Source organism: Dolichospermum planctonicum (assembly GCF_005402965.1).
Classification (GTDB): Bacteria; Cyanobacteriota; Cyanobacteriia; order Cyanobacteriales; family Nostocaceae; genus Dolichospermum; species Dolichospermum planctonicum.
Window position 1 is genome coordinate 41,004 of the sequence record NZ_BJCF01000032.1, and the last position, 11,673, is coordinate 52,676.

Below are 11,673 nucleotides of genomic sequence, written 5' to 3' on the forward strand. Positions count from 1 at the left end.
TTTTCTCAAAATAGGTAATCTGTGTAATTTAGTAATTTTCATATTCTCTATAGCTGCATATAATACTACACTTAGACGAATATACATCAGCTTTTGATTGATAGATTTTAACTTCATCTTTTAATTTTTGAATACGTTTATATTGTTCATGATCGTAATCTTTTAGTTTATGATCTTAATCTTTTAATTTTTGAATAAGTTTATATTTTTCATGATCGTAATCTTTTAGTTCATGATTTTAATCTTTTAGTTATTTTTTATACGAAATTAAATTTGATTTTAAATAGAAACTTCTTTATAAATAAACTTTGCTATTGTTACAAAAACTTGTAAGATGTGATTAAATATTTAATTATAGTTTTTTTAACAATTGCTATAAATAATATTTATGTAATAAATATATTTTAATGTTTACTCTTTTTATTTTATTCATCCTTTAATTTTAAATATCTTACTTTTAAAAGTATGTTTAAATACCTATTTATATTAAGTATTTTATTTACTGAAAATTTGCCGTAAAGTAAAAAATTTAAATATTTACAACTTTATAATATGTATATAATAATTTTAATTAACGCATAAATTGGAAAATAAATTACAAAATGCCACTAGCACCCTGGAAAAGTCTGATTACTCGTGCTTTACATCATAACCGTAGCCTTGCTTATTCTCGTTATTTACAACTAGCAACAATAAAAGAAAATGGTTTTCCTGCAAATCGTACTGTCGTTTTTCGTGGTTTTCTAGAAGATACTAACGAATTAAAATTCATTACCGATATTCGTAGTGCAAAAGCCGAACAAATATCAAAACAACCTATAGCGGAAGTTTGCTGGTATTTTCCCAAAACTAGAGAACAATTTCGTATTACTGGAGAATTAATATTAATAAGTGATGATTCTCACACCAATTTACAACCAGTGAGAATCAAAATGTGGCAAGAATTGAGTAATGCAGCCAGACTACAATTTTGTTGGCCACATCCTGGTAAAATGAGAATAACAACAGCAACAGCCTTTACACCACCAGCACCAAACCCTATAGAACCAGTAGAAAATTTTTGTTTATTATTACTTGCGCCGATACAAGTAGATCATTTAGAATTGAGAGGTGAACCGCAAAATAGATGGGTTTATCACCGCAATGAAAACCAGGAATGGTTAACTGAAGCAATAAACCCGTAATTTTATCTATAATTTTAAGATTCTGATTTCAGCATTTCTAGATTCCTGCACCATCAAAAAATTCCTGAATCTGTTTATCTCGAATATTACAGAAATTGTGTTCTTTTGGTAACTCATCTTCTTGGGGGAATTTACCAATTAAAATGGGGGTTTTTGCAGGATTTTGGAGAGATTGAATTTGTGCTTCTAGTGCTTCAATGCGGTCTACTAAAGTGCGAATTACTTGGGCTTCTGAGTCAGGTAAGTTACTATGTTCTAGAGGTGCAACCCGCACTCCAGAACGGTAAATAATGCGTCCAGGAACACCGACCACTGTGCAACTAGATGGTACATTTCTCAACACCACTGAACCAGCACCAATACGGACATGATCACCAATTTCAATGTTTCCTAAAACTTTTGCCCCAGCACCAACCACGACATTTTCACCTAATGTGGGGTGACGTTTACCGCTTTGTTTACCTGTTCCTCCTAGAGTAACACCTTGGTAAATCAGTGCGTAATTACCGATAATAGCTGTTTCTCCAATCACCACTCCCATTCCGTGGTCAATAAATACACCTTCACCAATTACAGCACCTGGGTGAATTTCAATACCAGTTAGAAACCGAGCGATATGAGAAATTAAGCGAGGGAAAAAAGGAATACCAATACCACGCAACCCGTGTGCAAAGCGGTGGAAAATTAAGGCTTGCAAACCAGGATAGCAGAATAAAACCTCCAACCAATTCCGGGCTGCAGGGTCACGTTCAAAGATAATACGAAAATCGGCATGGAGTCTAGAGAACATGAAAATAGTACCCTTAGATAGCACAACAAGCTACTCTCCCATAGTATCGTGATTTGGTGATGGAAAATGGGGTGGTTATTCGGAATAAATGAATTTAAACGGGAAAATCAATTTAAAATCCCAAATCTCAAGTTGTTTCATGAGTGTTGCAAAAATTGAGGATATTTCATATTCAGCAAAAAGGAATGAATAATTAACCGCAGATGAACGCAGATGAAGATGGATGAGTTTATAAATTTTATGATTCTGTGCCGCCTCTCATATTAGTTAGTGCAAATTCAAATTTTTAGGATTTAATTCTCTAATGCAGTTTCAGTAGTACCCCACCTGTGAGTATTCCTGGCTGAGTATGATAACTGCTGAATGTAAGCGATTGCAAATTATCAAATAGTGGTTTATCTAGTAGTTCCACGAATTTAAGCACAGGTATTTGACGTTCAAGAATATTTCTACTAGTTTCCCAGTCTAAGTAAATATATCCTTGATTTGGCTGGGGAATTACACCAAGACTACTTTTAAATTTGGGATTTTCCAGTAAAGATTTTTGCTTTTGACTCAAAATTTCTTTTAGTATGTTTAAGTCGGAAGTGAAAATCTCGTAATTATTTAAAGTTGTATGTACTCCTTTGACTTTCGTGTCAACATTAATAGGTTTATTATTCTCATCTGTGGTTATAACTTGTGTCCAGGCTGATACTTTCTGTCCATTTAAAATCAGGGAAATAACATTAAAACTACTGGTACTAGCAATATTATCTAAATGTGCTATACCTGCTGCTAATTGTGGGTTTTTTTCGACCACAAATACCCAATTAGGAGTTGTGTTTTCTGAATTGGGTAATAAAGCTAAAGCATATTCTCCTGTTACCCAACTGAAAATATTTTGACTAAAGTTTAAATTCAAGTTTTGCTGGATTTTTATCAAAGGTTGTATTAGTCGAGAAATACCATCTTCACTAGAACCGTAAATAGTTGCTGTTCCTTGTTTCCACAGTTTTGCTAAATCACTATTACCTAAATTACTCAAGTTCGCTCCAGAAATTGCCAAAGTTGTTGATTCGGGAATGTACTGTAATGCTGCGACGGGTTCAGATAATGGCAAAGATGGAGGTACAATTTGGGAGTTTGTTAAAAAGGTACTTTCTGCTAACAATCCTTGAGAATTTAAGGCTAAAGATAGAATTTGGCTATGATAAGTTGCTTCTGCTAATTCTAATTTCTGCCATTTGCCAATTTCGGGTAAATTAAAGAAGGTGACAGCTAGAGAATTTTTGGGTATTTGTTGACTAGCTTTTTGATATTCAAGAGAACTAACTAAGTTTAAATCTGGTGCTTGTAAATTATTAATTGCTGCTTTGATGACTTGGGAATGATTTGCAAATAAAACAAAATTATTAACAATTGCACCAGCTAAACTATTTGATATTTGGGATGGTGAATATTCTTGACGATCATAAATAACTTTGACACCTTTATATCGTTCGACCTCTAAATCATTTCCTGCAAAAGCTCGTTTAGAAAATAATAATTCTAAAAATTCGCGGCTTTTTACTGGGTTTTTGGTTGCAAGTGCCATTAAGTACCCTGTTTGTAGTCCGTTGTCTGGGTCACGGTCTATATCTAGGGTTGTGACAGCTAGGGTAATTTCATTATTCAGCCAGGGTTTAATATCATTTTGGTAATCTATATTACTTTTGGCTAATAGACTATTTTTAATTTGAGACAATTCCCTTTTTTGTGCTATTTTTTGTAAAGCGTCGGGATTTACCAATAATGAAACCATTGCTGGTGAGAATTTCGGGACGAATATAGCCGCCCTGGGTTGAGAATTGGGAACTACAAGGGTGGGGGAATTTTTACCAAAGACCCAGTAAAATACCGCAATACTAACCAGTGATAGTGTTACGAAAGCAACTACAAGTAAATTTAAAGGTGAGGGTTTATTATTCACATTATTATTCACACTAGTTATATTTTCCAGTTTTTTCTGCCAACATAAATAGTATAGGATTTTTTAGAGAAACTGCATGACGGATAAATCATTTGCTCAACCCTTTACTCAAATTAGTGTTGAATACATAGCACAATGCCTTAGTGCGGATAAAGGCACGATTCAGTTAATAGATGTGCGTGAACCCCAAGAACTTGCCATATCACGAATAGAGGGATTTGTCAATCTTCCTTTGAGTGAATATGAGCAATGGAGTCAACAAATCTCTACTCGCTTTAATCCGCATATTGAAACTCTGGTTCTTTGCCATCATGGTATGCGATCCGCTCAGATGTGTCAATGGTTAGTTGGTCAAGGATTTACAAATGTTAAAAACATTATGGGTGGTATTGATGCTTACTCAATTTTAGTTGATCCTTCAGTTCCGCAATATTAGGGAAGAGGGAAGAGGGAAGAGGGAAGAGGGAAGATTCTTTCCTTCTATTCCTCCAGTTTATCAGTTTGTATATTCACAAAGAAATATTAATATTTTGTAACTAAAACCACAGCTTGTGTTAGAGTACTATGAGATACTACTGAAAAAGTTGGGAATTTACCTGATGTTCTGTTTTCAGCTATATGTTGATAACAAATACAGCCAATAAATGCCTAAGGTAAATTTTGTGTTTAATGAACACAATATGTGTATATAATTTGCTATCTTATATTAATTAATAATTAATTCTTTTTTGGGGTTTTGGTGGTGCAAACCACGCATTTTTTCAACTTTTGATTAAAATTTGCCTACAGTAAAAATATCAACTATGCAAGTCCATTTGACTAATCGCCAACAAAATATACTTTCGGCCACTGTACGTCATTATATTGCTACAGCAGAGCCAGTAGGATCTAAAGCCCTAATTGATGGTTTCGATTTAGGTGTTAGCTCGGCTACTATTCGCAATGTCATGGGGGGCTTAGAAAAATCAGGGTTACTTTACCAACCACATACCTCTGCGGGGAGAATTCCTTCTGATTCTGGTTATCGGATTTATGTGGATCAATTAATTGTACCATCAGAGACGTTAGTGAAAGAAGTAGAAGCGGTATTACAAAAACGTCTACACTGGGAAGATTGGAGTTTAGAAGCTTTGTTACAAGGTGCGGGACAAATTTTAGCAACATTAAGCGGCTGTATTAGCTTAATTACGATGCCGCAAACTACAATAGCAAAGTTACGCCATTTACAATTGGTGCAAATTGAAGCTGGTAGGATTATGTTAATTGTGGTTACCGATAGTTATGAAACCCATTCTAAAGTGATGGATTTATTTTCAGAATCATCAGTAATTAAACCGAATGAGGAGGTGATTGATCATCAATTGCAGATTGTTTCTAATTTTTTAAATAGTCACTTACGAGGACAAAGTTTATTAGAAATAGGCTATCTTGATTGGAATGAATTAGATCAAGAATTTCGAGTTTATGGCGAATTATTGAAAAGTTCTCTGGTAGAATTAACTAATCGCGCTCTTGCACCGACAGCTACACAAATTATGGTAAAGGGTATCGGAGAGGTTTTACGACAACCAGAATTTTCTCAGGTACAACAGGTACAAACAATTATGCAATTGTTGGAAGAGGAACAAGACCAACTTTGGCATTTAATTTGTGAAGAGCCGGAAATAGATGATACTAGTAAATCTAAGGTAACGGTAAGAATTGGTGCAGAAAATCCTCTCAAACCTATTCGCACTTGTACTTTGATTTCTGCTATTTATCGTCGGGGTTCTGTGCCGGTGGGAAGTGTGGGGGTTTTGGGTCCAACTAGGTTAGACTATGAAAGTGCGATCGCTGTGGTCGCAGCAGCAGCAGATTATCTCTCAGAAGCTTTTAGTTAGTTAATTTCCATGAAATTGGCCTGAAAAATTGCCATGATCACAAGGGAATAGGGAACTGGTTTTTTGGTGACTTTAGCTATTTTTAAATGCTTTTGCTTTTTCAAGGTTTTATATTTCAATCATGATGAGAAAAATTACTTTTGGTCTATTATGGCTAGGATTTATTTCCTATGCCTTTTTCTTTGCTCCTCCCGAACAACCTGATACTTTTGAGTTAATAAAAAATCTCTCTACAGGAAATTGGCAAGAAATTAATCCCCTGATTATATGTTTATTTAATATCATGGGGATTTGGCCTTTTATATATAGTGCAGTAGTCTTTTTTGATGGTAGAGGTCAAAAAATCCCCGCTTGGCCTTTTGCTATTGGTACTTTTGCTTTAGGTGCATTTGCACTTTTACCATACTTGGCTTTAAGAGAACCTAATCAAAAGTTTATAGGTGAAAAAAAATCATTTTTGAAAATACTGGATTCCCGGATTTTGGGAATTTTATTAACTTTAGCTGCAACGGTTTTATTTACCTTTAGTTTACAAGGAAATTGGAGTAATTTTGTCGAACAGTGGCAAAATAACAGGTTTATTCATGTCATGAGTTTAGACTTTATCATGTTGAGTTTATTATTTCCAACGTTATTAGGAGATGATATGACGCGACGGGGTTGGCAAAATAATCAATTATTTTGGTTATTTGCAATGCCTTTATTTGGATCTTTGATATATTTGTGTGTCCGGCCACCTATAGAAATAGAAAATAAGAAAGGAGTTGAAAATACAATATTTAACTAATTCCTAATTGTTCAATTTTTACTTAATCAAGATGTGGGAATTAAAAAGGTAAATATCCGGTTGTCAACATTTTACAGCGGATTACCAATGGGATGTTGCATAAGTTGTAAATTTAACCAAATAATTGTAATAATTGTCCTGATGTGACACATTTGAGATTGAACTAGGAAATAACTATAGCATTTTTTCATTTACAGCAGTCGGCTCTGACTTCCTTTTCGCTGCTATAGCAATTACTAGGCTAGAAACTGATGAAAAAAGTTAATATTTACCGCTTTTGCAATTATACTTTAATAGGTTTAATATCCTGCTGTTTGGTGTTAAATAGGGTTTCCCCGGCCTTGACTCAGACAGTTTCTCTAATTAACTCCGCACCCGCACCTGATACTAGCTTGATTTGGCCGACCCAAGGAATTATTTCTCAAGGTTTTCGTAAATACGAACATGAAGGAATTGATATTGCGGGAGCAAAAGGTACACCGATTTTGGCTGCTGCTGCTGGTACAGTGGTAAAAGCTAGTTGGGACAATTGGGGATTAGGCAATTTTATCGAAATTAAACATCTTCATGGTATTGTGACCGTTTATGGACATAATAGCCGTCTACTGGTCAATAAAGGTCAACAGGTCAAACAAGGGCAAATTATTGCCGAAATGGGTTCAACAGGCAATAGCACCGCCCCTCATCTGCATTTTGAATTTTACCCCGATGGTCGTTTAGCTAGTAATCCTATTAGTTTATTACCGTCAACTACTATGGTAAAAACACCGATAAATGAACCGATTTCCCTGACTCCAAAGCCTGTTTTACCTATTAGTAATAATACTGAATGTAATGGGACTCCAGTTATAACTGGAGAGACAGCAACAGCGACTATTAAAGTTTGTGAGGAAAATAATCAGTTATTTTATTTGGGGAAATTAAAACAAGCACCAAATCAAATTTTAAAAATCCGAGCTTGGAAAGTTAATAATAACAGATATAGAGCAGATAATGGCACTTTTTCCTACTTAATTAGCCCAGAAAAAATAGAAATTTGGCGTAATGGTAATCCAATTCGTGCCGATAATTTTCTCACTGCTAATGGTGTGGGAAACTAAAACTACTAATGACTTTATGTAATTGATGATTTCATTACAAATACCTGATGTGACAGTTCAAATGGCGGAATATAGCAGCCAATGTGTTTCAGCAAAGAATTATAAAATCAATGAAGATTAGATCTAAACAAAAGTATTGCAAAACTTCACATAAAGGAGCAGATGATCATGGAATATTTGGCTTATTCCTATATGTATATAGAAGATGAAGAAACAAATGGAAATTTGCCATTAAATTTACCTAAATTGGCGCAGGTATTGAATTGGCGACAGTTTTTTAAATCTTCTGCATGGTTAACTTTGGCTGGTGTGAGTATATTACTAGCTACAGTTGCTCAAATGCAGTTTGCTTCGGCAGAATATGTCAGGACTAATGGTAGTTGTATGAATATTCGTACAGGACCTAGCACCGATAATTCATCCATAGCTTGTGTCCAAAATGGGTCATACATTGGTGATACTGGGAATGTCAGAAATGGATTTGCAAGAATTTCCTCGGGACGTTACCGGGGATACTATGCTGCTGAAAGATGGATTGGTAACACTCCTGGCTATTCTTCCCGTAGACACCGTTCTGGATACGGTGTTGGCGGTAGGGTAACTGTAGGATATGGCACAAGGGGCGAACGAGTGCGAGAAATCCAAAGGGCTTTAGGGATTAGGGTTGATGGTGTTTACGGTTCAAGAACCATTAATGCAGTGCGTCACTTTCAAAGACGTAACGGACTGCGTGTAGATGGTGTTGTTGGTTATCAAACTCGGAGGGCTTTAGGTATTTAGCTGCGGTGACAAGTAATTTTTGACAAGTTGTAAAATGCGTTCTGCTGCATGGCCATCGCCAAAGGGATTAATGGCGGTGGCCATTTTGGTATAAGCGGCTGGGTTGCTGAGTAGTTCACTAGCGGCTGCAACAATATTTTCCGTTTGTGTACCTACAAGTTTGGCTGTACCTGCGGTGACAGCTTCTGGCCTCTCTGTGGTATCTCTGAGAACTAACACTGGTTTACCCAAGCTGGGGGCTTCTTCTTGTAAACCACCAGAATCTGTTAAGATTAAATGCGATCGCTCAATAGCCCCCACTAATTCTGCATAATCTAAAGGTTCTGTCAAGAAAATCCGGGGATGATTCCCCAACAATTTTTGTAATGGTTCTCTAACTATCGGATTTTTATGTAATGGTAATAATAAAGCTGTATCGGGAAATTGCTCTAAAATCTGTAAAAAACTTTCAGCGATATCTTGCAGCGGTTCTCCCCAGTTTTCCCGTCTATGAACCGTTGCTAAAATTGTCCGATATTGATGCCAATCTAAACCCGGTATATGACAAACTGGTTTAGTTGCAGCCACATTTAACAAAGCGTCAATTACTGTATTTCCTGTGAGGTGAATTTCTCCCAACACTCCAGAACTTTGTAAATTTTCCATCGCTAAAGTTGTCGGGGCAAAATGCAATTGTGTAAGCTGAGAAATTAATCTTCTATTAGCTTCTTCTGGAAAAGGATTAAATAAATCATCAGTTCTTAACCCAGCTTCCACATGACCAACAGGAATTTTTTGATAAAAAGCGGCCAAAGTTGCAGCAAAAGCAGTTGTCGTATCTCCTTGAACAATCACAAAATCTAAAGTTTGTTCCTGAAATAATGCTTCTAAACCTTGTAGACTTCGACAGGTAATCTCACTAAGAGATTGCTGACGCTGCATAATCTCCAAATTCCAATCAGCTTTGAGTTTGAACAACTTCATTACTTGTTCAACCATTTCTCGATGTTGTCCTGTGAGAATTACCTGCAATTCAAAATCTGGAGAATTTTGAAAAACTTGAATTACTGGTGCTAGTTTAATAGCTTCGGGACGAGTTCCTAAAATAATGCCAATGCGGTGTTGATTAGTCATTAGTCAAATAATTACAATTTACTTTTAATTTTCCTAGACGGTAATTAATTTTTTACCTAATTATACCAAATTGTTTATAGTATTTGCGAACAAAATTATAGCCTGTAAGTGCTTGAGTATCTAATCGTATTTTAAATAACACAGCTTTACTGATGCGATCGCCCCATGATAAAAATTTGATTGTCCCTGTCACACCTGAAAAAGCAAAATTATGACTTAAAGCTTGTTGAATACCTATTTTAGTATTACCATTTTTTTCCATAGCAATAGCTACTGTTTTAGTAGCATCGACAAACTTTTTATAATAGTCTATGTAGGTTGGGTTGAACAACGTGAAACCCAACATCTACGCGAATTGGTTGGGTTGAAGAATGAAACCCAACCAACAATTTTCTTAACTAAACCGTATTGGTTAAATGACAAACTTTTCTGTAATGGTTGCATTATTTAGAGTAACCCGGATTTGGAATTTTTCACCCATTTCAGCACAAAATTTTAATTTAATGTAATTATCTCCTTGTTCTCTGGCTTGAACTTCTAAAAATGGCTGGCCATTTTCATATAATCCTGATTGCTCAATGTTTATCTTCTTAATTAAATCAAGAGTATATTGATATTCAGCTATTTTTCCTTCTTCTTTAAATAGTTTAGCTACTTTTTGTAACTTGGCAATAGTTCCTTTCACATCTTCCAATTGACCAGGGTTAGAATCTTGGCTATTCTGAGCTAGTGCAAGGCTAGGATCAATACGCAAGGCTTGGGTAAAATCTTCAATTGCTCCTTTTAAATCTCCTATTTTAAAACGGGCAAGACCTCTATTATTGTGAGTTATTGCAAGACTAGGATCAATACGCAAGGCTTGGGTAAAATTTTCAATCGCCTCTTTTAAATCTCCTGATAGTAGGCGGGCAAAACCTCGATTATTGTAGATATCTGCATCATTAGGATTCAGACGTATGGCTTGATTGTAATCTTCAATCGCTCCTTTTACATCTCCCAACATCCCACGGGTAAGACCTCTATTATAGTGAGCTAGTGCAAGGTTAGAATCAAGACGTAAGGCTTGGTTGAAATCTTCAATTGCCTCGTTTATATCTCCTAATTGAGCGCGGACACCGCCTCGGTTCAGGTAGGCTAGTGCAAGATTGGGATTCAGACGTATGGCTTGGTTATAATCTTCGATTGCCCCTTTTATATCTCTTGATTCATACCGGACAACACCTCGGTTATAGTATGCTTCTGCAAGGTTAGGATTAATACGTAGAGCTTGATTGTAATTTTCAATCGCTTCTTTAAAATCTCCCAATTCACGGCGGGCATTCCCTCTGTTGATGTAAGCTCCTACATGGTTAGGATTAATACGCAGTGCTTGGTTGTAATCTTCAATTGCCCCTTGCAAATCTCCTGATTCATAGCGAGCAACACCTTGGTCATGGTATGATTCTGCATTTTCAAGGTTAACTTGTACTAACAGTAATCTTGATTCTCTTGCTGACTCTAAAATATTCGGCACATTTTGAGCATCAACTTTAGAGCTATATAATATTGCTCCTAGTACAAAAACTAAAGTTGTTAATTTTGATAATTTCATTTTGTTTTCCTTCTTCAATTAAGAACTTTTCAGATTTATCAATACCTTCGCTATGGTGCAAAACATGAGAATTGCTACTAACGGGACTTGTAATGAAGTGTAAATTCTGGCTATCAACCGCCACCACCGCCGCCACCACCGCCACCGCCGCCACCACCGCCACCACCGCCGCCACCGCCGCCACCGCCACTGCTGCGTACTGGAATTACTTCTTCAAATTCGTTATGATATGAGCAGTTTTGGCAGTGGTGGGTTACTATTTGCTTTCCTTGAAAGCTAGTAGTTGCCGGAACTAATATTTTATAATTCCGTTTCAGCGTAAATTTTTGACATTGGGGACATTTTCGATCATTGATTGGCGAAACTATAACAACCCACATTCCGCACCCCAAACTGTCACAGAGGTAAATTACGTAGAGAAAAAATTAAAGAGAGCATCAAAACAAACATATAAAGTGAAAAAAGGCATTTGAGAAACAGTAAATCACCAAAAACGT

Annotated in this window: 12 protein-coding genes; 6 read left to right on the top strand and 6 right to left on the bottom strand. The window is 36.0% G+C overall.

Annotation, left to right across the window (positions count from 1 at the left end; translation table 11 throughout):
• Positions 1 to 602: 602 nt before the first annotated feature.
• The gene (locus FFO06_RS14170; protein WP_137908608.1) at positions 603 to 1,184 is read left to right on the top strand and encodes an Npun_F5749 family FMN-dependent PPOX-type flavoprotein; all 582 of its coding nucleotides are present in this window, start codon (positions 603 to 605) and stop codon (positions 1,182 to 1,184) included.
• A 37-nt stretch (positions 1,185 to 1,221) separates the two neighbouring features.
• On the opposite strand, the gene cysE is transcribed toward FFO06_RS14170, so the two are convergent.
• A complete protein-coding gene (cysE, locus tag FFO06_RS14175; RefSeq protein ID WP_137908609.1) occupies positions 1,222 to 1,974 on the bottom strand; it encodes a serine O-acetyltransferase in 753 nt (250 codons plus the stop codon).
• Between the two features lie 301 nt (positions 1,975 to 2,275).
• Positions 2,276 to 3,925, bottom strand: a complete 1,650-nt coding sequence (locus tag FFO06_RS14180; protein ID WP_137908610.1) for a DUF3352 domain-containing protein — start codon at positions 3,923 to 3,925, stop codon at positions 2,276 to 2,278.
• 76 nt (positions 3,926 to 4,001) lie between these two features.
• Here FFO06_RS14180 and FFO06_RS14185 point away from each other — a divergent pair, with 76 nt between their 5' ends.
• The 5 genes from FFO06_RS14185 to FFO06_RS14205 all read left to right on the top strand — a co-directional run bounded on the left by FFO06_RS14185 (position 4,002) and on the right by FFO06_RS14205 (position 8,472).
• Positions 4,002 to 4,361, top strand: coding sequence for a rhodanese-like domain-containing protein (locus FFO06_RS14185; RefSeq protein WP_137908611.1), 360 nt, complete (start codon positions 4,002 to 4,004; stop codon positions 4,359 to 4,361).
• A 367-nt stretch (positions 4,362 to 4,728) separates the two neighbouring features.
• Complete coding sequence (gene hrcA / locus FFO06_RS14190; protein ID WP_137908612.1) at positions 4,729 to 5,805, top strand: heat-inducible transcriptional repressor HrcA; 1,077 nt, start codon at positions 4,729 to 4,731, stop codon at positions 5,803 to 5,805.
• 121 nt (positions 5,806 to 5,926) lie between these two features.
• Positions 5,927 to 6,592, top strand: coding sequence for a DUF2834 domain-containing protein (locus FFO06_RS14195; RefSeq protein ID WP_137908613.1), 666 nt, complete (start codon positions 5,927 to 5,929; stop codon positions 6,590 to 6,592).
• Positions 6,593 to 6,843: 251 nt separating this feature from the next.
• Positions 6,844 to 7,692: a M23 family metallopeptidase gene (locus FFO06_RS14200; RefSeq protein ID WP_137908614.1), complete on the top strand. Its 849-nt coding sequence runs from the start codon at positions 6,844 to 6,846 to the stop codon at positions 7,690 to 7,692.
• Positions 7,693 to 7,860: 168 nt separating this feature from the next.
• Entirely contained in the window at positions 7,861 to 8,472 is a 612-nt protein-coding gene (locus FFO06_RS14205) for a peptidoglycan-binding domain-containing protein (RefSeq protein ID WP_028083254.1), read from the top strand.
• Here FFO06_RS14205 and wecB read toward each other — a convergent pair.
• The 4 genes from wecB to FFO06_RS14225 form a co-directional block, all read right to left on the bottom strand.
• Positions 8,461 to 9,585, bottom strand: a complete 1,125-nt coding sequence (gene wecB, locus FFO06_RS14210; RefSeq protein WP_137908615.1) for a non-hydrolyzing UDP-N-acetylglucosamine 2-epimerase — start codon at positions 9,583 to 9,585, stop codon at positions 8,461 to 8,463. The two genes, FFO06_RS14205 and wecB, sit on opposite strands and share 12 nt — an antisense overlap.
• A gap of 52 nt (positions 9,586 to 9,637) precedes the next feature.
• Complete coding sequence (locus FFO06_RS14215; protein WP_201275463.1) at positions 9,638 to 9,916, bottom strand: hypothetical protein; 279 nt, start codon at positions 9,914 to 9,916, stop codon at positions 9,638 to 9,640.
• Positions 9,917 to 9,997: 81 nt separating this feature from the next.
• On the bottom strand, positions 9,998 to 11,176 hold the full coding sequence (locus FFO06_RS14220; RefSeq protein ID WP_137908616.1) for a tetratricopeptide repeat protein: 1,179 nt from the start codon (positions 11,174 to 11,176) through the stop codon (positions 9,998 to 10,000).
• Positions 11,177 to 11,289: 113 nt separating this feature from the next.
• Positions 11,290 to 11,556 (bottom strand): hypothetical protein, encoded by a 267-nt coding sequence (locus FFO06_RS14225; protein ID WP_137908617.1) that lies wholly within the window; start codon positions 11,554 to 11,556, stop codon positions 11,290 to 11,292.
• Positions 11,557 to 11,673: the final 117 nt, after the last annotated feature.

Bases quoted from the DNA above. Each gene is read 5' to 3' on its own strand.
- FFO06_RS14225 (WP_137908617.1), bottom strand. From the start codon at position 11,556: ATGTGGGTTGTTATAGTTTCGCCAATCAATGATCGAAAATGTCCCCAA.
- FFO06_RS14200 (WP_137908614.1), top strand. From the start codon at position 6,844: ATGAAAAAAGTTAATATTTACCGCTTTTGCAATTATACTTTAATAGGT.
- hrcA (WP_137908612.1), top strand. From the start codon at position 4,729: ATGCAAGTCCATTTGACTAATCGCCAACAAAATATACTTTCGGCCACT.
- wecB (WP_137908615.1), bottom strand. From the start codon at position 9,585: ATGACTAATCAACACCGCATTGGCATTATTTTAGGAACTCGTCCCGAA.
- FFO06_RS14170 (WP_137908608.1), top strand. From the start codon at position 603: ATGCCACTAGCACCCTGGAAAAGTCTGATTACTCGTGCTTTACATCAT.
- FFO06_RS14220 (WP_137908616.1), bottom strand. From the start codon at position 11,176: ATGAAATTATCAAAATTAACAACTTTAGTTTTTGTACTAGGAGCAATA.
- FFO06_RS14195 (WP_137908613.1), top strand. From the start codon at position 5,927: ATGATGAGAAAAATTACTTTTGGTCTATTATGGCTAGGATTTATTTCC.
- FFO06_RS14185 (WP_137908611.1), top strand. From the start codon at position 4,002: ATGACGGATAAATCATTTGCTCAACCCTTTACTCAAATTAGTGTTGAA.
- cysE (WP_137908609.1), bottom strand. From the start codon at position 1,974: ATGTTCTCTAGACTCCATGCCGATTTTCGTATTATCTTTGAACGTGAC.
- FFO06_RS14205 (WP_028083254.1), top strand. From the start codon at position 7,861: ATGGAATATTTGGCTTATTCCTATATGTATATAGAAGATGAAGAAACA.